This is a genomic window from Arthrobacter sp. zg-Y238, assembly GCF_024385525.1.
GTDB classification, from domain to species: Bacteria; Actinomycetota; Actinomycetes; order Actinomycetales; family Micrococcaceae; genus Arthrobacter_B; species Arthrobacter_B jinronghuae.
Genome location: NZ_JANFLU010000012.1, coordinates 127,378 through 147,386, shown reverse-complemented (window position 1 = coordinate 147,386; position 20,009 = coordinate 127,378). Strand labels below are relative to the sequence as shown.

Annotated in this window: 17 protein-coding genes; 10 read left to right on the top strand and 7 right to left on the bottom strand. The window is 67.8% G+C overall.

Translation table 11 applies throughout. From position 1 onward, the window contains the following. Positions 1-2 precede the first annotated feature (2 nt). Entirely contained in the window at positions 3-917 is a 915-nt protein-coding gene (locus NNX38_RS15195; RefSeq protein WP_255798787.1) for a patatin-like phospholipase family protein, read from the bottom strand. Positions 918-980: 63 nt separating this feature from the next. Between NNX38_RS15195 and rlmH the strand changes: the two genes are divergently transcribed. The 6 genes from rlmH (at position 981) to NNX38_RS15165 (ending at position 9,566) form a co-directional block, all read left to right on the top strand. Further along, positions 981-1,436, top strand: coding sequence for a 23S rRNA (pseudouridine(1915)-N(3))-methyltransferase RlmH (gene rlmH / locus NNX38_RS15190; RefSeq protein ID WP_255798786.1), 456 nt, complete (start codon positions 981-983; stop codon positions 1,434-1,436). Positions 1,437-1,570: 134 nt separating this feature from the next. After that, the gene (locus NNX38_RS15185) at positions 1,571-2,185 is read left to right on the top strand and encodes a hypothetical protein (RefSeq protein WP_255798785.1); all 615 of its coding nucleotides are present in this window, start codon (positions 1,571-1,573) and stop codon (positions 2,183-2,185) included. A gap of 66 nt (positions 2,186-2,251) precedes the next feature. Continuing rightward, complete coding sequence (locus NNX38_RS15180) at positions 2,252-2,977, top strand: YcnI family protein (RefSeq protein ID WP_255798784.1); 726 nt, start codon at positions 2,252-2,254, stop codon at positions 2,975-2,977. 122 nt (positions 2,978-3,099) lie between these two features. Continuing rightward, complete coding sequence (locus tag NNX38_RS15175; protein WP_255798783.1) at positions 3,100-3,774, top strand: DUF4232 domain-containing protein; 675 nt, start codon at positions 3,100-3,102, stop codon at positions 3,772-3,774. A 69-nt stretch (positions 3,775-3,843) separates the two neighbouring features. Continuing rightward, entirely contained in the window at positions 3,844-8,733 is a 4,890-nt protein-coding gene (locus NNX38_RS15170; protein WP_255798782.1) for an ATP-dependent helicase, read from the top strand. A gap of 38 nt (positions 8,734-8,771) precedes the next feature. Further along, entirely contained in the window at positions 8,772-9,566 is a 795-nt protein-coding gene (locus NNX38_RS15165; RefSeq protein ID WP_255798781.1) for a DNA-formamidopyrimidine glycosylase family protein, read from the top strand. A 50-nt stretch (positions 9,567-9,616) separates the two neighbouring features. Here the strand turns inward: NNX38_RS15165 and NNX38_RS15160 are convergent, their stop codons facing one another. Beyond that, entirely contained in the window at positions 9,617-10,483 is an 867-nt protein-coding gene (locus NNX38_RS15160; protein ID WP_255798780.1) for a LysR family transcriptional regulator ArgP, read from the bottom strand. A 69-nt stretch (positions 10,484-10,552) separates the two neighbouring features. Here NNX38_RS15160 and NNX38_RS15155 point away from each other — a divergent pair, with 69 nt between their 5' ends. After that, positions 10,553-11,149 carry a LysE/ArgO family amino acid transporter gene (locus tag NNX38_RS15155; protein ID WP_255798779.1) on the top strand — a complete coding sequence of 199 codons (597 nt, stop codon included), beginning with the start codon at positions 10,553-10,555 and terminating at the stop codon, positions 11,147-11,149. 6 nt (positions 11,150-11,155) lie between these two features. Here NNX38_RS15155 and NNX38_RS15150 read toward each other — a convergent pair whose 3' ends face one another. From NNX38_RS15150 to NNX38_RS15135, 4 genes are read right to left on the bottom strand one after another with little or no spacing between them, the layout of a single operon-like run. Next, positions 11,156-12,514: a hypothetical protein gene (locus NNX38_RS15150; protein WP_255798778.1), complete on the bottom strand. Its 1,359-nt coding sequence runs from the start codon at positions 12,512-12,514 to the stop codon at positions 11,156-11,158. Next, positions 12,511-13,428, bottom strand: a complete 918-nt coding sequence (locus NNX38_RS15145; RefSeq protein ID WP_255798777.1) for an ABC transporter ATP-binding protein — start codon at positions 13,426-13,428, stop codon at positions 12,511-12,513. Before NNX38_RS15145 ends, NNX38_RS15150 begins: the two co-directional genes overlap by 4 nt. After that, positions 13,425-14,534 (bottom strand): iron ABC transporter permease, encoded by a 1,110-nt coding sequence (locus NNX38_RS15140; RefSeq protein ID WP_255798776.1) that lies wholly within the window; start codon positions 14,532-14,534, stop codon positions 13,425-13,427. The genes NNX38_RS15145 and NNX38_RS15140 overlap by 4 nt, the downstream gene beginning before the upstream one ends. A gap of 1 nt (position 14,535) precedes the next feature. After that, on the bottom strand, positions 14,536-15,684 hold the full coding sequence (locus tag NNX38_RS15135) for an ABC transporter substrate-binding protein (RefSeq protein ID WP_255798775.1): 1,149 nt from the start codon (positions 15,682-15,684) through the stop codon (positions 14,536-14,538). 164 nt (positions 15,685-15,848) lie between these two features. On the opposite strand from NNX38_RS15135, the gene NNX38_RS15130 reads away from it, so the two are divergent. Both NNX38_RS15130 and NNX38_RS15125 read left to right on the top strand, forming a co-directional pair. Further along, positions 15,849-16,367 carry a MarR family winged helix-turn-helix transcriptional regulator gene (locus NNX38_RS15130; protein ID WP_255798774.1) on the top strand — a complete coding sequence of 173 codons (519 nt, stop codon included), beginning with the start codon at positions 15,849-15,851 and terminating at the stop codon, positions 16,365-16,367. A gap of 121 nt (positions 16,368-16,488) precedes the next feature. After that, entirely contained in the window at positions 16,489-17,382 is an 894-nt protein-coding gene (locus tag NNX38_RS15125) for a serine/threonine-protein kinase (protein WP_255798773.1), read from the top strand. Positions 17,383-17,417: 35 nt separating this feature from the next. Here the strand turns inward: NNX38_RS15125 and NNX38_RS15120 are convergent, their stop codons facing one another. Then, complete coding sequence (locus NNX38_RS15120; RefSeq protein ID WP_255798822.1) at positions 17,418-18,899, bottom strand: SulP family inorganic anion transporter; 1,482 nt, start codon at positions 18,897-18,899, stop codon at positions 17,418-17,420. 203 nt (positions 18,900-19,102) lie between these two features. Here NNX38_RS15120 and NNX38_RS15115 point away from each other — a divergent pair, with 203 nt between their 5' ends. Then, on the top strand, positions 19,103-20,008 hold the full coding sequence (locus NNX38_RS15115; protein ID WP_255798821.1) for an RluA family pseudouridine synthase: 906 nt from the start codon (positions 19,103-19,105) through the stop codon (positions 20,006-20,008). The last annotated feature ends 1 nt before the right edge of the window (position 20,009 follow it).

The window sequence follows — 20,009 nt, the reverse complement described above, 5'->3', positions numbered from 1 at the left end:
ATTCAGTCCTCCCAGAAGCGCCGGACGACGTCGGCAATCTCCTTCGCCTGCCGCCGGCCCGCCGCGACGGAGGGCCGGCGGGTGGAATCGAGCAGCATGTTGGTGCCAAACGCCTGCAGTGCCTGTGCGTCGGCTTCAATCAACAACGGCTTTCCGTCCTTGCTGATCGTTTTCAGCGCCTGCGGGAGGGTGGGTCCGAAGGGGCTCTGCGGCGCCTCGAGGCCGCAGGAAACCACCAGCACCTTCCCAAAACCGGCAGCGACATCGGCATTGGTACCCGAGCGCATGCCCCCGTCCATGTAGACCCGCCCGTTGATGTGCACGGGCGGCCACACCGTCGGGACAGTGCAGCTGGCGGTGACCGCCAGGCCAAGGTCCACGCCGGAATCGCCGTCGAACACCTTGAAGCTGCCGTCTTCGGCGTCCACCACCGTGACGCCCAGCGCCTTTTCGGGCCAGGCCGGGAAAGGAACCAGTGAACGGATGCTGTTCACCCAGGCTTCCTCGGTCAGCTGCGTGTCCGCTTTGAGGGCCAGCTGCCCCAGGCGTGCGCGGGCGGCTTTCTCCCCGCCGCCGCCAAAGCCGGCCGCGCCCATGATGTTCATGAACCGCTCGCCGTCGAATGCGTCCGGCTCCTGGTAATCCGCGGCGCCGGCACCTTCCTCAGCCGTCTCCTGGGCGAGCGCCGCGGACCGCAGCTGCCCGAAGCGAAGGGCGGTTCCCACCACCGATCCGGCAGATGTACCGACAACGAGGTCTGCCTCGTTGAGGTCGATGCCCTGGTCCAGCAGTTCCGCCAGCAGGCCGATTTCCCAGGCGATGCCGGCCACTCCGCCGCCGCCCAACACCACCGCACGCGATTCCAACACGTTGTAACCTCCTGGCTTGCCGCCGTCGAAGTGCTCTTCGTTGTCCACGCAGTGTAAGCCCGGCGCCCGCCCGGTTACCGGACCTCACTGGTTCCGGGCTTGAATGGTTGCATGGCATTAAAAGTTTTGATGGTGGGCCGCAAGCACGAGGACTGGGTGGTTGACGGGATCCGCCGGTACGAAAAGCGGTTGAAGAAGCCCTTTGACCTGACCTGGGTCCCCATTCCGCATTCCGCCCGCGAAGGCGACGCCGCCCGCCGCGAGGAGTCCGAGCGGCTGCTGGCGAAGGTCGGATCCGACTACGTGATCCTGCTGGACGAGCGGGGCAAGGCCATCACCTCCCCGGCGCTGGCGCAGACCCTGCAGAGGCCGCTGGATTCCTCGCGCAACGTCACCCTGATCATCGGCGGGGCCTACGGGGTGGACCAGAGTGTCCACGACCGCGCCGACTTTGTCTGGTCCCTCTCCCCCCTGGTGTTCCCCCACCAGCTGGTCCGATTGATCCTCGCGGAGCAGGTGTACCGGGCCCAGGAGATCGCCGGCGGACACCCCTACCACCATGAATAAGGCAGGGGACGACGGCGGGCCTTCCGCTCGGGTTGTGCGTGCCGTCGGCAGGGCGGCTGCACGGTAAAGTAGGAGCAGTTTTTCAGCAGTCCGGCAGGCTCCGTGCCGCGGCCGGCGGGACCGGAGAGGGAAGCATGCCCCAGCGCACCGATCCCTTCCGGCTGCTCCGCGCCGGAATCGCCACCGCGGTCATTTTCGCGCTGGCTACCGGTGCGCACCTGGCCGGCGGCGGGATACTCCCCGAACCTGTCCTCCTCATGGCCCTGGCGGCCTTCACCCTGGCCGGCGTCAGCATCACCGCCGGGCGCCGGTTCCGGCCCGGCAGCCTCTTCCTGGTCCTCGGTGCCGCGCAGCTCGGACTCCATGAAGCCTTTGGCCTCCTGACCTCCGGCGTCCAGTGCCTGCCCGGCGCTTCCACCCACCACGGGGTTGCCGTTCTCTGTCCGGAGGCGGCGCCGCTGCCCGGGGCTGCCCTGTCCGGTTTCCACGCGCTCCAGCACGACGCCGGCCCCGCGCTGTTCCTCGCGCACCTCGCCGCAGTGGCGCTGTCCGCGCTGGTGCTCGCCCGGGGCGAGGACGCCCTGCACGCCACGGCGGCCTGGCTGCGGCCGCTGTTCACGCCGCCGGCCCCGACGAGGTTCCGACCCGTCCGGCCGCAGGCGATTTCCGGTCCCGCCGCCGGGACCCCGCGCGCCCGGTTCTGCTCCGCGCGCCCGTTGCGCGGGCCGCCGTCGTACGCATTGGCCTAATCCCTTTTCCAGTACTTTCCGCGTCCAGCGCGGTTTTTTGGCAATGCGCCACCGAAAGGCTTTTCCATGCGTACCTCTTCCTCCGTCCTCCTTGCCGCCGGCGGCACCGCCGCTCTGATGGCGCTCGGCCTGGCACCGGCAGCCGCCCACGTACATGTCACCCCCGACACCACCGGCGCAGGCGAGTCCGCCCTGCTGACCTTCGACCTCTCGCACGGCTGCGAGGGCTCCCCGACCACCGCCCTGACCTTCACCCTCCCGGACGAACTGGCGGACGCCACCCCCACGGCCCACCCCGGCTGGGAGATCGAGAAGGTCACCGAGGAGCTCGCGGAGCCGCGGACCCTGCCCAACGGGTCACAGGTCAGCTCGCGGACCAGCGAAATTGTGTACACCGCCAAGGAACCGTTGCCCGACGGCGTCCGGGACACCATTACTCTCGGCGTTGACCTGCCCGACGCCGAAGACACCACCCTGGCCTTCCCCGTGCTGCAAAGCTGTGAAAAGGGGGAAACGGACTGGTCCCAGATCCCGGCCGAGGGCCAGTCCGGCCACGACCTTGACTCCCCGGCGCCCGTAGTCACCATCACCGAAGCGGACGACGACGATGATCACGCCGCCGGCGACGAGCACGGCAGCGCCCACGGCACCACGCCGGAAAGCGCCGATGACCGGGACGACGATGTCGAGACCGCCGAAGTTGCCGGCTATGTCGGCCTGGGCGCCGGGCTGCTGGGCCTTGCGGCAGGCGTCACCGCCCTGATCCGCACCCGCGGCCGCAACCGGGCCTGACCTGCTGCCCTGACCGGGCACGCAGGACGCCTGCGGCCACTCCCCGTAACGGTTTTGCGTCATTCCGTCCTGCCGGGCGGGGCGGATTGACGCAAACCGGGCCCGGCGGGAAAGGTGAGAGCATGATCACCTCGGCACCTGCATTCCCCGTCAAAAAGTCCTCCCCGTCCCGCAAGGCACTGGCCCTCGTGGCTTTGCTGGCCCTCTCCGGTTCCGCGTTGGCCGGCTGCGGCGGTTCAGGGGACGACGGCGGCGCGTCAGCGTCGCCGTCGTCATCAGCCAGTGAGACCACACCCGCGCCGTCCGCATCCACCGAACCTGCTCCGGATTCGTCTTCATCGCCGGCGGCCACAGGCGGAGCGGCGGCCGTTGGCCCCGTTCCCTGCACCGCCGACATGCTTGCCGGCGCCGTGGAGAATGTTCCCGGCGGCGCCGGAGCGGACGGCATCTCCCGTGTCCTGGTGCTGACCAACATCTCCGCCGACGGTACCTGCACCGTGGCCGGCTACCCGGGTGTCTCCTACCTCGACGCCGCCGGACAGCAGGTGGGCGCACCGGCCGCCCGGACCGAGGCGGCGGCAGCCGTTCCCGTCACGCTGGCACCCGGGCAGGCAGCGGCCGCCGAACTGCGGGAAACCGTGGCGCAGAAGTACGGAGACTGCCAGGTGCAGGAGACAGCGTCCCTGCTGGTCTATCCGCCGGAGGACACCGCTTCCCTGTCCGTCCCCTACGCCTCCACGGGATGCAGCAACACGGATATCGAGCTGCTGCAGGTAGGGATCCTGCAGGCGCGCTGATTTTCGGCCTGCAGCCGAACCCCCGGTGACAGCGGCCAAACTGTCACCGGGGTGGGGAAGAATAGTGCCATGACATCGGCATCTTCGGTGCTAGCCAAGTTCACCCCCGCCACCCGGGAATGGTTCGAGGGTGCCTTCACTGCGCCCACCCCGGCCCAGGTGGGAGCTTGGGATGCGATCTCGGAGCGGGCCAATGCGCTGGTGGTTGCTCCCACCGGGTCGGGCAAAACGCTGGCCGCGTTCCTCTGGGCACTGGACAGCTTTATTGCCTCTGCCGCCACTGCCGGCACCGAAGGCCTGCCGCCCGCCGAACTGCCGCTTCCGGAACTGCCGGAATCCGCGCCCAAACCGGCGGGGCGGAAGCGTACCCGGGAACCCAAACGCAAAACCAAGGTCCTGTATATCTCCCCGCTGAAGGCCTTGGGCGTGGACGTGGAACGCAACCTCCGCTCGCCGTTGATCGGCATTACCCAGACCGCCAAACGGCTGGGTCTGCCGGCGCCGTCCATCACCGTCGGCGTCCGTTCCGGCGACACCCCGCAGAATGAGCGGCGCGCCCTGCTGACACGGCCCCCGGACATCCTCATCACCACGCCCGAATCCCTGTTCCTGATGCTCACATCTCAGGCCCGGGAAACCCTGGCGGAAGTGGAAACCGTGATCGTGGACGAGGTCCACGCTGTGGCAGGCACCAAACGCGGCGCCCACCTGGCCGTGACGCTGGCCCGGCTGGATGCCATGCTGGAAAAGCCCGTGCAGCGGATCGGGCTCTCCGCCACCGTGGAGCCGCACGAAACCGTGGCGCGTTTCCTCGGCGGCAATGCCCCGGTGCGGATCGTTGCGCCGAAGTCCCGGAAGAACTGGAACCTCACCGTCACCGTTCCGGTGGAGGACATGACGGATCTGGGCAACGCTCCCACCACGGAGGACACCGTGGAGGGCGGCTACGCTCCGCAGGCAAGCATCTGGCCGCACGTGGAAGAGAAAATTGTCGACCTCATCGAGGCGAACCGATCCACCATCGTGTTTGCCAACTCCCGGCGCCTGGCCGAGCGCATCACTGCCCGCCTGAACGAGATCCATGCCTTCCGGCTGGAGGCTGCGCAGGCGGCCACCGGAACTGACGGGACCGCAGTACCCGTGCCCGCCGCCGCCCGCCCGCCGGCCCAGATCATGGCACAGGCCGGGGTGTCCGTGCTGCGGCGCGAGGACCTTGCCGTGGAAGACGACAACCCCGTGCTGGCGCGGGCGCACCACGGCTCGGTGTCCCGGGACCAGCGGGCCCTGATCGAAGATGACCTGAAATCCGGCCGGTTGCGCTGCGTGGTGGCCACCAGCTCCCTGGAACTCGGCATCGACATGGGGGCGGTGGACCTGGTGGTGCAGGTCGAATCGCCGCCGTCGGTGGCCAGCGGGCTGCAGCGGGTGGGCCGGGCAGGGCACCAGGTGGGCGAAATCTCCCAGGGCGTGATGTTCCCCAAGCACCGCGGCGACCTGCTGAACTCGGCGGTCACCGCGGAACGGATGCTGGCCGGGCAGATCGAACCCCTGGCCATTCCGGCCAACCCGCTGGACATCCTCGCCCAGCAGACCGTGGCCGCCGCAGCGCTGGGTTCCATTGATGTGGAGGAATGGTTCGACGTCGTCCGCCAATCCGCGCCCTTTGCCGGGCTGCCGCGCTCCGCGTTCGACGCCACTCTGGACCTGCTTTCCGGCCGGTATCCCTCGGACGAGTTCGCCGAGCTGCGGCCCCGGATTGTCTGGGACCGCACCGAAGGCACCATCACCGGCCGGCCCGGAGCGCAGCGCCTCGCCGTCACCTCCGGCGGCACCATCCCGGACCGCGGGCTGTTCGGTGTTTACCTGGTGGGCGATTCCGAGGGCAAGAACAGCCGCCGGGTTGGTGAACTTGATGAGGAAATGGTCTACGAATCCCGGGTCGGGGACATTTTCGCCCTGGGCGCCACGAGCTGGCGGATCGAAGACATCACCCATGACCGGGTGCTGGTCTCCCCTGCCTTCGGCCAGCCGGGCAAACTGCCGTTCTGGCGCGGGGATACCCTCGGCCGGCCGGTGGAACTGGGCCGCGCCCTGGGGGCCTTCGTCCGCGAGATGGCGGCCGCTGATGACGCCGCTGCCCGGGAACGCCTGACCGCCGTCGGGCTGGATGACTGGGCCGCCGGCAACCTGATTACGTACCTGCGCGATCAGCAGCAGGCCACCGATGTGGTGCCGAACGATCGGTCGCTGGTGGTGGAACGCTTCCAAGACGAACTGGGCGACTGGCGGGTAGTCCTGCACAGCCCGTACGGCATGCCGGTCCATGCACCCTGGGCACTCGCCGTCGGGGCGCGGCTGCACGCCCGGTACGGGCTGGACGGATCCGCCATGGCATCGGATGACGGCATTGTGCTGCGCGTGCCGCTGATGGAGGACGAACCGCCCGGCGCCGAGCTGTTCCTGTTCGACCCGGAGGAACTGGACTCCATTGTCACCGCCGAGGTGGGCGGGTCGGCGCTGTTCGCCTCGCGGTTCCGGGAATGCGCGGCGCGTGCGCTGCTGCTGCCGCGGCAGAACCCGTCCAAACGGACACCGCTCTGGCAGCAGCGGCAGCGGTCGGCGCAGCTGCTGGATGTCGCCAAAAAGTACCCCACGTTCCCGATCCTGCTGGAAACGGTGCGAGAATGCCTGCAGGATGTCTACGATCTGCCCGCGTTGAAAGACATTGCGTCCGGGATTGAGCGGCGCGAGATCCGGCTCGTGGAGACCACCACGCCCTCGCCGTCGCCGTTCGCCCGCTCCATGCTCTTCGGCTACGTGGGCGCTTTCCTGTACGAGGGCGATTCACCGCTGGCCGAACGCAAGGCCGCCGCCCTGTCCCTGGACCCCACGCTGCTCAATGAACTGCTGGGCCGGGCCGAACTGCGCGAACTGCTGGACGCGCGGATCATCGCCCGGATCGAGAGTGAACTCCAGCGGCTGGCTCCGGACCGCCATGCCCGCGGGCTGGAAGGCGTGGCGGACCTGCTGCGGCTGCTCGGACCGTTGTCCGTTCCGGAGGTAGCCGCCCGCCTGCAACCGGTGGAGCTTCCCGCGGACGACGCCGGGACGGCGGTGGAACCGGCTCCGTCCACCGCCACCCCTGCCGACGCCGAAGAGCTGTTGGAGCAGCTGGTCCGCGCCAACCGGGCCTTGAAAATCGGAATGGCGGGCAACACCCGATATGCGGCCATCGAAGACGCCGCCCGACTGCGGGACGCCCTCGGTGTTCCGTTGCCGATGGGCGTGCCGCTGGCCTTCATCGAGCCCGTCGCGGATCCGCTCGGGGACCTCGTCGGCCGGTATGCACGTACCCACGGACCCTTCACCGCCGCCGAAGCCGCCGCGCGGCTGGGTCTCGGCGTCGCCGTCGTCACCGGCACCCTGCAGCGTCTGGCCGGCGAGGGACGCGTCGCGGAGGGCGAATTCCGCCCCGCTGAAACGCTGCTGCTGGACGCGGCCGACGGCGTCGACTCTCCTCCCCCGGCCACCGTTCACGGCGCTCCCGGCGGAACCGAATGGTGCGACGTCGAGGTGCTGCGGCGGCTGCGCCGCAGTTCGCTCGCCGCCCTGCGCTCCGAAGTGGAACCGGTGGACCCGGCCACCTACGGACGGTTCCTGCCGGCCTGGCAGAACGTGGGATCGTCATTGCGCGGGCTCGACGGCGTGGCCACGGTGATCGACCAGCTTTCCGGCGTGCCGATCCCGGCCTCGGCCTGGGAACCGCTGATCCTGGGCTCCCGGGTGCGCGACTACGCCCCGGCCATGCTGGACGAGCTGACCGCCACGGGCGAAGTGGTGTGGTCCGGCGCCGGCTCCCTGCCGGGCAACGACGGCTGGATTGCCCTGCACCTGGCCGAAAACGCACCGCTGACACTCAACCCCTCCCCTGATTTCGAGCCGGGCGGCCTGCACCAGCGGCTGCTGGAGCTGCTGGGCAACGGCGGCGCGTACTTCTTCCGCCAGCTCGGCGACGGTCTCGCCGCGGACGGCATGGCCGAAACGGATGCCAACATTATTTCCGCCCTCTGGGAACTCGTCTGGGCCGGACGGATCAGCAATGACACCTTCACCCCCGTGCGGTCCCTGCTGTCCGGCGGGAAAACGGCCCACAAGCAACGGGCCGCAACCCCGCGTGCCCGCACTGCCCGGATGGGACGGCTCGGCCGGGCACCGGGAGCCTCGCTGACGGGCAGCTCCATGCGGCTGGCGGCCGGCGGCGGCGCGTCGGCCCCGGCACTCCGCAACGCTCCGCCCCTGGTCGCCGGGCGGTGGAGCATGCTCCCCGAGGTCGAAACCGACACCACCCTGCATGCGCACGCCACGGCCGAGCTGATGCTGGACCGTTACGGTGTGGTCACCCGCGGCTCCGTGGCCAGTGAAGGCACCCCCGGCGGCTTCGCCCTGCTCTACCGGGTGCTGGCCCGGCTGGAGGAAATGGGCAGGTGCCGGCGCGGCTACTTTATTGAGCAGCTCGGCGCGGCCCAGTTCGCCGTGCCCGCCACGGTGGACCGGCTGCGCTCCTTCTCCGAAGATGCGCAGCTGAAGCAGCCGGAACCGTCCGCCGTCGCACTGGCCGCCACCGATCCGGCGAACCCCTACGGCGCCGCCCTGCCCTGGCCCACGCTGGAGGGTGGACACCGGCCCGGCCGCAAAGCCGGAGCGTTGGTGGTCCTGGTCGAAGGCGAGCTGGCACTGTATGCCGAACGCGGCGGCAAGACACTGCTGACCTTCACCGAGGAGCCGGCGGCTTTGGAGCTTTCCGCTGCCGCCCTGGTGCGGATCATCCAACGGGGTGCGGCGGAGAAAATGGCCATCGAGAAGGTCAACGGGACGGATATCCTCGATACGGAAGCCGCGCGGGCACTGACCGCCGCAGGTTTCTACACCACGCCGAAGGGACTGCGCTACCGTGTCTGAGCTGTCGGTCCCGGGCATAGTCGACCCGGGGAGGAACCGTGCCTGAAGGCGATACCATCTGGCGGGCAGCGAGAGACCTCAATGCCGTCCTGGCCGGCAAAGAGCTGACCCGGTGCGATATCCGCGTCCCGAAATTCGCCACCACGGATTTGACCGGTTCCGCCGTGCAGGACGTCGTGTCCCGCGGCAAGCATCTGCTGATCCGCGGCGGCGATCCCGTGGACGGCTGGATCCTCCACTCGCACCTGAAAATGGAGGGGCTTTGGCACGTGTACGCCCGCGGCGAGAAGTGGCGGCGGCCGGCGTTCAAGGCCCGCTGCATCCTGGAAACGGACACCCACCAGGTGGTCGGGTTCGACTTAGGGTTCCTCCGGGTGCTGGCCCGCAAGGACGAAGACGACGCCGTCGGCTATCTTGGTCCGGACCTGCTGGGACCGGACTGGGACGCGGATGAGGCGCTGCGCCGGATCTCGGCGCAGCCGGACCGGCCCATCGGTCTGGCGCTGCTGGACCAGCGGAACCTCGCCGGCATCGGCAACATCTACCGGTGCGAGCTGTGCTTCCTGGCCGGCATCCACCCGCTGACCCCGGTCTCCGACGTGCCGGATCTGCCGCGGCTGGTGAACCTGTCCAAGCGGCTCCTGGAGGTCAACAAGGCCCGCTCCCGCCGGATCACCACCGGCGCCATGGGCCGGGACCAGCTCTGGGTCTATAACCGGGAACGGCGGGGCTGCCTGCGCTGCGGCACCAAGGTGGCGCATGAGCTGCTCGGCGACAACGAGATGGAAATGCGGGACCTGTATTACTGCCCGCACTGCCAGCCGTTTCCTTAACCGCACTCCTTCTCCACCACGCCAGCCGGCCGCTCCGGACCCAGCCGTCTTTACCTCAGCTGCCGGGCGGCCCGCCGGACGGAGTCACCGATGCGGTGCAGCCGTTCCGAGTCCAGCTTCCAGGCCTGCCAGTACAGCAGGACGTCCCGGTGCGCCTGCTCGTCGAGCAGCACCAGCGTCCCGTCCTTGAGCCCGTTGCCCAGTTGCAGTTCCGGGAGCATGCCCCAGCCGAGCCCTGCACGGACCGCCGCCACGAAGGCCTCCGAGGAGGGGATAGTGTGCCGTGGCGGTCCTCCATCGACGCCGCGCGTCTGCAGGAACCGGCGCTGCAGATCGTCCTTGGCATTGAACTGAACCACCGGCATGGCTGCCCAATCGATGCCATCCCCACGCGTGAAGCGCTGCTGCAGGTCCGGCGTCGCCACCGGGAGATAGCGCATGGCGCCCAATGCCTCGACCCTGCAGCCGTTGACCGGTGTTGGGTCGGCGGTGACGGCGCCGATGACGTCTCCCTGGCGCAACAGCTGCGCGCTGTGGTCCTGGTCTTCCACCTGCAGGTCCAGGGTGCTGTCCGTCCACTCGGCTGCTTCGGAGAGGACGGGTAGAAACCACGTGGCGAGGGAGTCCGCATTGACGGCCACCGGCGTCGTCGTCCGCGGAGACGTGCCGCCCGAGAGCGCGGAACGGGCTTCCCCCTCCAGCAACTGCACCTGCCGCGCCATGCGCAGCAGGACCGCGCCTGCGTCCGTGGGCGTGCAGGGCACCCCGCGGCGGACGACAACCTGGCCCACGGAGCTTTCCAGCGCCTTGATGCGCTGGCTTACCGCGGACGGGCTGATGTGCAGCCGGTCCGCCGCTGCTTCGAAGGTTCCCTCGTCGACGACGGCGGCCAGCGCACGGAGATGCTCGAAGTTCATGAAGCAAACCTAATGCATCCTTCAAATGATTCGTTTGTCTGAACCGATCTAGCTGGTTACCGTCGAGGGATGTTGAGTATTTGGGTAACCGGAATGGTCACCGGCCTCGGACTGATCGTGGCCATCGGAGCGCAGAATGCCTTCGTCCTGCGGCAGGGGCTGCGGCGCGAGCACATCGGCGTGGTGGTGGCCCTGTGCATCGTCAGCGACGCCCTGTTGATCCTGGGCGGCACCGCCGGGATCGGGGCATTGGTGTCCCGGTTCCCGGCGGTCCTGGAAATCCTGCGCTGGGCCGGCGCCGCCTATCTCGCCTGGTGGGGCATCCGATCGCTGATCTCCGCCGCCAAGCCGTCGGTGCTGGAAGCACAAGCACCGAGGGCGAAGGGCACCGTCATCCTGACCACCCTTGCCCTGACGTTCCTGAACCCGCACGTCTATCTGGACACCGTGGTGCTGCTGGGCAGCCTGGCGAACCACTACGGTTCCGACACACGCTGGATTTTCGCGGCCGGTGCCGTGGTCGGAAGCGTGCTCTGGTTTACGGCGCTGGGCTACGGTGCGCGCAGCTTATCCACGGTGCTGAACCGGCCGCGTACCTGGCAGATTGTGGACCTGCTGATCGGCGTCGTTATGCTGGTCCTCGCCGTCCGGCTCGTGGCCGGCTGACTCGGGCTAAGCCTCCGCTGCATGCGTGGCCGTCACCCAGCGAAGCAGCGAGTACAGCAGCTGGGATGCACCGGGCATAAAGCCGGATCCGTGGTGGTAGACCGGGTCCATCGTGGTCACCAGCAGGCGGGCCGGCTGGTTCACCTCGTCCACGTACAGCAGCGAGCCCGACTCGGCGCCGTCCTCTTCCATCACCACCAGCGAACGGGCGCCGGGGCGCGGGTGCAGCAGACCGTGGTGATGCCAGGAGACGGACCACGGGGTGAGGAATTCCCACATCGGATCCTCCGGCAGCCGCAGCCGGGTGCCGTTGTCCTCGCCGGTGCGCCACATCCAGAACACCGTGGGGCGGAAACTGTAGCCGACGCCGGGCAGCCACTGTTCGACCTTGTTCTCGCCGAGCACGATCACGGTTTTGGCCGGGTCCTGCAGTGCCGCCAGGATCGCCGGAACAAAGCGGGCGAGCTGCCCCTGATGCAGCCGGTCGCTGACAATCACCACATCCAGGTCCGCGAGTACGGCCGGATCGACGTCCGGCAGGTAGACGGATTCCAGCCGGTACGGTGCCAGGGCCGGGTCGGCCAGGGTCCGCAGGGGCGGGAACGTGCCGCAGTGCAGCAGCCCGATCCGCGGGGCTGCCTGCCCCGCTGCGCGAGCGGCTCCGGGCAGGCGGGGGCCGGCGGCGGCTGCCGGTACTGCTGGCTTCAGCTCAACTGTGTCCCGCACTCCGCCTTCCAGCCACTGCACCAGGTTCGGTCCCAGCACGCGGGTGGAATATTGATCGTCGCTGAAGCTCTCCAGGTCATTGCCGCCGTGGACGAGCACTTCCCCGTTCCCCAAGGTGTAGCTGTAGTCCAGCGGGAGCCGGTACTGGCCGATGCCTGTCACCACGGTCGCATTCTCGGGCAGGTCCACGTGGTAGCCGCGGCCGTAGAAACCGGCGACGCCGATCTCCTCCAACCGCTCGTAGCTGTGGGTTCCGGGCACCCCGGTGCGGTAGTGCAGGTCCCGGTAGTCAATGCCTGCCCACACCGGATGCGGAGAGACCGGATGCGGCCGAACATCCTGCGCGCCGCGGAATTCCAGCTTCCGCCAGACCGCCAACCCGTCGATGAACGGCTTCACCACCTGTCCGTTGACCAGCACCCGGCCGCCGGCGCGGACGAAGCCGGTGAGCGCTTCGCGGTGCCTGCCCAGCAGGAGATGGTCTACGCCGCCGCCGATCACCAGGGCGTCGGCCGAGAGGATCCGGGCGCGGGCGGCGTCGTCGTCGAGATCGTAGGCGTCCACCTCCTCGAAGGCGCCGCGCCAGGTGGTATCGGTCGGGCCAAGCATCGGCGTTCCGCCGATCAAGCGGATAATCACGGGTGTTCCTTTCCGAAAGGGATTCGTATTTGCACCGGAGTCGGCGCTGGAGCGGGTGCTCCAACGGCGCCGGGCACCGGGCACGCGCGGCAGGACGGGCCGAAATCCGGCACGGCGATTACGCGGTCGCCGGATTCCGTGCCCACGGTGGGGGTACAGATCGGCAGCCCGTAGACCTCTGAGAGGGCGGGACCGGTGAGCAGCTCCTCCGTGGGACCCCAGCGGACGTCATGGCTGCCGACAAACAGCAGTGCGTTGCGGGACACGTGCAGCGCGTGGTCAGGATGATGAGTGGTCATGATGACGCCCATGCCCTCCGCTGCCAGTCCGCTGAGCACACTCAGCACGCGGGACTGGTTGTTCAGGTCCAGTGCAGAAGCCGGTTCGTCCAGGACGAGCAGTTCGCAGCCGGAGGCCACGGCCCGGGCAATCAGCACCAGCTGCCGCTGCCCGCCGGAGAGGGTGGAATAGTCGCGTCCGGCCCAGGCGGCCACGCCTACCCGTTCCATGGCCGCATCGGCGGCGGCGTGGTCCTCGGGGCGGGGAGTCTGATAGGCACGCAGGTGCCGGGTGCAGCCCATCAACACCATGTCGGCCACGGTGAAGGACGGGCCTGCGCCGTGGTCCTGGGGCACGTACCCGATGCCCGGCGCACCGTGAACCGTTCCCTCACGCGGGGAAAGCAGCCCGGAGAGGCACTTGAGCAGCGTGGTTTTACCTCGGGCGTTGGGACCCAGGATGGACAGGATCTCCCCGCGTTCCAAGGAAAAGCCGAGGTTCCGGAAGAGCCACGGGCGCAGCCGGGAATAACGGAAACCGAGGTCGGTGGCCTGCATCAGGGGCGCGGAGCCAGCGGCCGGACTGCCCGCCACCGGATCAGCGGGAACCGTACGGGACAGGGATGCGACGGTCATGAGAGCTCGGCTTTCTTCTGTGAACGGGCCAGCAGCACCACGAAGACGGGGGCGCCGATGATGGCGGTCAAGATGCCCAGCGGCAGTTCACTGCTGCTGATGGAACGGCTGAGGGTGTCGATGAGCATCAGGTAGGTGCCGCCCAGCAGCAACGACGCCGGCAGCAGGATCCGGTGGTCCGGACCCACCCAGAGCCGGGCGAGGTGCGGAACCACCAGTCCCACCCAGCCGACGGCCCCGGCTACGGCCACGGTGCCGGCCGTCATCAGGGCCACGGCACACAACAGCACCACCCGGGAGCGCTGCGGGTTCACGCCCAGCGCGGCGGCGTCGTCGTCCCCCAGGGACAACACATTCAGGCGCCAGCGCAGAGCGAGGACTATCGCCGCGCCGATAGCCACCGGGACCAGTGCGGTGAGCACCTTGTCATAGCTGGCTGCGGCGATGGACCCCAGCAGCCAGTGCACAATCGAGGGCAGTTCGGAATACGGATCAGCGAGGTAGGTCATGAAGGAGACCAATGCGTTGAAGAACGCCGCCACCACAATCCCGCCCAGGACGATCATCAGCATGGCGTTGTCCCGTCCGCCCAGCCGGCCAAGCAGCAGGACGCCGGCGAGTGCGGCCAGCCCGAAGCCGAAGGCACCGCCGACCATCCAGCCGCCGGACAGCCCGAGGGTCAGCACCAGCACGCCGCCGAAGGAGGCACCGGCCGTGACGCCGATAATGTCCGGGCTGACCAGCGGGTTGCGGAACAGCGCCTGCAGGCACGCGCCGCCGAGCGAGAGCGCGCCGCCCACGAGGAAGGCCAGCAGCACGCGCGGCAGCCGCACGTCCAGGACCACGGTGGCTTCCTGCTCGGTCCAGGTCCGGCGGAGCATCCCTTCTCCGCCGAAGAGTGCGGTGACTTCGTTGAACAGGATGCGCAGGATTTCATTCGGCGGCACCCAGTACCGGCCGGCGGCCATGGAAACCAGGGCCACCGCGCACAGGATCAGGACGCAGAGCGGCAGGATCAGCCTGCGGCGCGCCGACGACGGCGGGGCACCGGCCGACGGCGAGCCGGCGCCGCGGGCGGGTGCAGCCGCGCTATGAGAAGCCGCCACCTCAGCCACGGAAGACGTCGTAGCCAACGCTGGCGCCGTTCAGGTCCAGCCGGAGGGCCGCATCAATCTGCGCTTCGCTCACGTCGTACCCGTAGAGGTAGGCAATCTTTTCCTTCATGGCGGTGCGCAGGGTGTTCTTGGTGCGGCCGGGATGGAACACCTCGGCCGCCCACTGCCACATCAGCGGCGATTCGGCGCAGGGCACCTCCCAGCGGTATCCGCCCAGCGGTGCCTTGTAGACCCGGCGGTTTTTGACGGCAGACACGGAGGCCAGGGACGGATCCGCGTAAACCTCGGCCGGGGTGCGGGTATCGAAACCTCCCAGCGTGATGACTTCGGGATCCCACTCGATCAGCTGCTCGGCGCTGACCACGTTCTCGGCCGAAAGGTTCTCCGCCGCCATGTTCTGCCCGCCCGCCAGCTCCATCCAGTAGTGCATGTAGGAGGACTTGTTGGAGGCCGAATAGCCGTCGCCCGACTGGCCGAGGTGGACCACCCGCACGGGCTTGGAAACACCGGCGAGCTCATCCTCCAGCCGCGCGATTTCAGCATGCATCCAGTCCACAATTTCGGTGCCGCGCTCGGGCTTGCCGAGGATGGTGGAGAACAGGGACACCCAGGTTTCCAGGTACTCCTGCGTTCCGTAAAGCAGGCAGATTGTTTTGAAGCCTGCGTTTTCCAGCGGCTCCACAAGCCCGTCGCCCTGGTCCGCCCACTGGAACACCACGTCGGGTTCCAGCTTGGTGATGGTCTCGATGTTGGGAGTGAAGCTCGACGGCGAGATGGTGGTGGTGGTTTTCGATTCCGGGAACATCTCCCCGAACAGGCCCTGCCGGTTTGCCTGCAGAGTGGATTCGTTGATGCCCACGATCTTGCCGTACCCGCCGTCCACCGCGGCCAGCATGGAAGGAGAGGGGATGACCGTGGTGGCGATTTTCTGCACCGGGCCATCGAAGGAAACCTCGACGCCGCGCATGTCAGTGACGGTGAAACCACCGGATCCTGCTGCATTCCCTGCCGCGGCCACGGTGTCGCGGGTGGAGCAGGCCCCCAGCGCCAACGCCAGGAAGCCGAGCCCGGCTCCGCCCAGGATGTTGCGGCGCGAGAGTCCGGATTTCGGACCGGACGGGGAGATTTCAGGTGCAGTCAAGGACGTTCCTATCGCAGGCGAGAGGTAAGGATTACCTAAGCGGACACCTACATCTGACCACAGCCGAAGAGATTAGAGCACGTTTTTATGCCCTAATTACGGTGTGAAATGCATCGCATCGATTCCTAGCTGTCCTACCTTTCAGCAAGGCTAGGATTGGCGGAATGGATACTCCTCAGCAGCCCTCAGGGCAGGACGGCTATTGGTACGGCCCCGATCCGGAGCATCCAAAAGCCCGCGCCGTACTGGATGCAGTGCGCAGTTACCGTGCCGCTGAAACACTGGTCCGCCGACGCATCCAGGACGCCATGGGGATGAACGAAAACGACCTCCTGGCCATGCGCTGCCTGATGCAGGCCCGGCAGGCCGGCGGCAGCCTCGGCCCCAAGGACCTGAGCAGGCTCCTTGGCATCTCCACCGCCTCCACCACCGCACTTATCGACCGGCTGGAACGCGGCGGATACGTACGACGGCGCGCCCGCCCCAACGACCGCCGTGCCTGGGAGATCGTTCCCACCGACACATCGGACACCGACGTCCGCCAGACCGTGGGGGATATGCACCAGCGCATGATGCAGGCCGCCGCAGAGCTGTCGCCACAGGAAGCCGAGATTGTCATTTCCTTTATGGACCGCCTGCGTTCCGCCCTGGAGGACCCGAGCCCGGACCCAGGGCAGGGTTAACCCCGTCCTATTTGTCGACCTAACCAGACATTCCCCGCCCGGAGGCTGGACTCAACTGCGCGCCCACCCTATTGTTAGCCGAACTATTCACTAGGAAAACTAGCTAATACGCGGGGGCGGCATGGACGGATACCGACCAACAAGAAGCGCTCCACCACCTGCCTCGGACGCCTCGGGATTTAGCGCCCACGTCCTCATCGACGGACGGTTCTGCCTGGATGAGCCCATCGGGCACGGCACCGCTGCCTACGTCTGGCGTGCCACGGATCTTTCCTCCCTGCAGAAGGTGGCCGTCAAGATCTTTTCCGCACCGCTCGGACACGCACCTCAGGGGCATGAAGCCGTCAGGGAAGCGGCCGCACTGCGAGCCGTCGAAAATCCGCACGTGGTTCGGATGATTTCCACGGGCACCATCAGCCACCCGGACACCGGTGTGCAGACGCCGTACCTGGTTCTGGAACTGGTGCGGGGCGCCGATCTGCGGCACAGCCTCCCCGGCGTGCTGGAGCCTGTGGACACAGCACGACTCGGGGCCGAGCTGGCCGCCGGACTGGCGGGCGTGCACGCTGCGGGGTACATCCACCGGGACGTGAAACCCTCGAACATCCTGGTGGATCCTGCAACCGGCCACGCCAAGATTACCGATCTGGGTATCGCCGTCAGCGTCCACAGGGTCGGAGATAAGGAACCGTCCTACGGGAGCCTGCCCTACATGAGTCCCGAGCAGCTGCGGCGCGCGCCCCTGACCTCCGCCTCGGACATTTACTCGCTGGGACTTGTCCTGCTCGAATGCCTGACGGGAGTCCGCGCCTTCGACCTGCCGCAGGGCGACTCCATGGCGGCCCGGACGGTCCGCGGACCGGAGATCCCGCCCGCACTCCCCGCCGCCTGGCGGTCGCTGCTGTCCGCCATGACTTCCCTCTCTCCGCGTGAACGCCCGAGCGCCGAGCAGTGCCGGCTGGCGCTGGCATCCCTGCAGCACCAGCACGCCGCCGCTGCCACCGCCGCTGCCTGAACACGGATGTCCGCCCGCACGGACGACGCCGACCGCTACGGCAGCTTTCCGGCCATCCGTTCGCGCATCAGACCGCTGGCTTCATTCAGCCCGGTGATCTGAACCTCGGTTCCGCGCCGCCGATACTTCTCCGTCACGGCGTCGAGCGCTGCCACGGTTGACGCGTCCCAGACGTGGGAACCACTGAGGTCAATGACCACCTTCGCGGGATCCAGGACGTACTCGAACTGGGAGTACAGATCATTCGAGGAGGCGAAGAACAGCTCACCGTTCACCGTGTAGACCGCGGTGGCATCGGCGTCGTTCCCGGTAACCGCCCGGTCCACGGTGACGAAGTGCGCCACCCTGCGCGCGAACAGCACCATGGCCACCAGCACGCCGACGCCGACGCCGCTGGCCAGGTTGTGGGTCCAGACGGTCACGGCCACGGTGGCCAGCATGACGGCGGTTTCGCTCTTGGGCATCATCTTCAGCGTGGACGGGCGGATGCTGTGCCAGTCGAAGCTGGTGACGGCCACGAAGATCATCACGGCCACGAGGGCTGCCATCGGAATCAGGGCCACCACGTCTCCGAGGACAACCACCAGGAGGAGCAGGAAAACCCCGGCCAGGAACGTGGAAATCCGGGTTCGGGCACCGGAGCCCTTCACATTGATCATGGTCTGGCCGATCATCGCGCAGCCGCCCATGCCGCCGAAGAACCCCGTGATGAGGTTGGCTGCACCCTGGCCCCAGGCTTCACGGGTCTTATTGGAGCGGGTGTCGGTGACGTCATCCACCAGCTTGGCCGTCATGAGCGATTCCAGCAGCCCCACAAAGGCCACGGCCAGTGCGTAGGGAAAGACCACCTGCAGGGTGTCGAGGCTGAAGGGCACGTCGGGCAGCAGCAGTGACGGCAGGCTGTCCGGCAGTTCGCCTTTGTCCCCCACCGTCGGCACGGCAAGGGAGGCGAACACCGTAATGGCCGTGAGGACCACGATGGCCACCAGCGACGCCGGCACCGCCGCCGTGAGCCGGGGCAGGCCAAAAACGATCAACAGCCCAAGCGCCACGAGCGGATAGACCAGCCAGGGCACCCCCAGCAGTTCGGGCACTTGGGCAACGAAGATCAGGATGGCCAGTGCGTTGACGAAGCCGACCATGACCTGGCGCGGAATGAAGCGCAGAAGCTTCGCCACGCCAAGCAGTGCCAGCAGCACCTGGAAGACGCCGGCCAGCAGCACGGCGGCAATCATGTACTCCACGCCGTGGGATGCCACCAGCGGGGCAATCACCAGGGCCACAGCGCCGGTGGCCGCGGAAATCATGGCCGGACGGCCGCCGAGGAAGGCGATGGAGACGGCCATGGTGAACGCCGAAAACAGGCCGATCCGCGGGTCCACCCCGGCAATGACCGAGAAGGCCAAGGCCTCGGGGATGAGCGCAAGGGCCACCACCAGTCCGGCGAGGACCTCGGTCTTGAGCAGTTTCGGCGAACGCAGGGTACGCAGGACGGACTGGCGCTCCTCCGGTGTCAGGGCCGGCGTCGTCGTCTTGGGCGGTACCGGCGTCGGCTCCGTCTGGTCAGAAGGAGGAAGAACTCGTTTGGTGGCCACCGGGCTCCGTTTCGGATGGGGATTCTGCGGCAGGATCTGCCTGGATTTCGAGATGGGCGGGCCTGTTTCTACCCAGAACAGCCAAGCCCAATTTAAGCCCGCACGCGCGATATCCTGAAACCGTGATGCAGTCCCCGCTTCCCGTGCGCAACGGAGTCAATGCCACCCGCCTGCGCCTTCCCGTAGAAGGACCGTGGGACACCGCCATGGACTACGTGCTTGAACGGTTCGGGCATGTGGATCCGGACGGAATCGCGGAACGGTTCGAACGCGGTGAAGTAGTCGGTATGGGCGGCATTCCACTGACCGCAGCCACGCCCCTGACCGAGCACACCTTCATCTGGTACTACCGCGAGCTTCCGCCGGAAGAGCGCATCCCGGTGGAGATCGGCATCCTGCACCAGGATGAGGACCTGCTGGTGGTGGACAAGCCGCATTTCCTGCCGACGACGCCGGGCGGCATGTACGTGGCCGAGTCGGCCCTGGTGCGGCTGCGGGTCCAATTGGGGATTCCGGACCTGATTCCCATGCACCGTCTGGACCGCATGACCGCCGGTGTGCTGCTGTTCTCCACCAACCCCGATACCCGGGGCAAGTACCAGACCCTCTTCGAGAAGCGCCGGATCAGCAAGGAGTACGAGGCCGTGGCTCCGGTCCGGGAGGACCTCGAACTGCCGCGGATTGTCCGCAGCCGGATGATCAAATCCCGCACTTACCTGCTGGCCCAGGAAGTCGAGGGCGAGCCCAACGCGGAGACCCGGATTGAGCTGCTGGAGAGCAGCGGCGGGCTGGGCCGGTACCGACTGCTGCCGCACACGGGGAAGACCCATCAGCTGCGGGTGCACATGGCGTCGCAGGGCATCGGCATCCTGAATGATTCGTTCTACCCGGAGTTGCTGCCACAGGCGCCGGACGACTATTCCCGCCCCCTGCAGCTGCTGGCGCGGTCCGTGCAGTTTACCGATCCGCTGACCCGCCAGCCGGTGGAGTACCGCAGCCGGCTTTCCCTGGACGCTTTCCCCAGCACCTAGG

Bases quoted from the DNA above. Each gene is read 5' to 3' on its own strand.
- rlmH (WP_255798786.1), top strand. From the start codon at position 981: ATGGCATTAAAAGTTTTGATGGTGGGCCGCAAGCACGAGGACTGGGTG.
- NNX38_RS15185 (WP_255798785.1), top strand. From the start codon at position 1,571: ATGCCCCAGCGCACCGATCCCTTCCGGCTGCTCCGCGCCGGAATCGCC.
- NNX38_RS15180 (WP_255798784.1), top strand. From the start codon at position 2,252: ATGCGTACCTCTTCCTCCGTCCTCCTTGCCGCCGGCGGCACCGCCGCT.
- NNX38_RS15175 (WP_255798783.1), top strand. From the start codon at position 3,100: ATGATCACCTCGGCACCTGCATTCCCCGTCAAAAAGTCCTCCCCGTCC.
- NNX38_RS15170 (WP_255798782.1), top strand. From the start codon at position 3,844: ATGACATCGGCATCTTCGGTGCTAGCCAAGTTCACCCCCGCCACCCGG.
- NNX38_RS15160 (WP_255798780.1), bottom strand. From the start codon at position 10,483: ATGAACTTCGAGCATCTCCGTGCGCTGGCCGCCGTCGTCGACGAGGGA.
- NNX38_RS15155 (WP_255798779.1), top strand. From the start codon at position 10,553: ATGTTGAGTATTTGGGTAACCGGAATGGTCACCGGCCTCGGACTGATC.
- NNX38_RS15145 (WP_255798777.1), bottom strand. From the start codon at position 13,428: ATGACCGTCGCATCCCTGTCCCGTACGGTTCCCGCTGATCCGGTGGCG.
- NNX38_RS15130 (WP_255798774.1), top strand. From the start codon at position 15,849: ATGGATACTCCTCAGCAGCCCTCAGGGCAGGACGGCTATTGGTACGGC.
- NNX38_RS15125 (WP_255798773.1), top strand. From the start codon at position 16,489: ATGGACGGATACCGACCAACAAGAAGCGCTCCACCACCTGCCTCGGAC.
- NNX38_RS15115 (WP_255798821.1), top strand. From the start codon at position 19,103: ATGCAGTCCCCGCTTCCCGTGCGCAACGGAGTCAATGCCACCCGCCTG.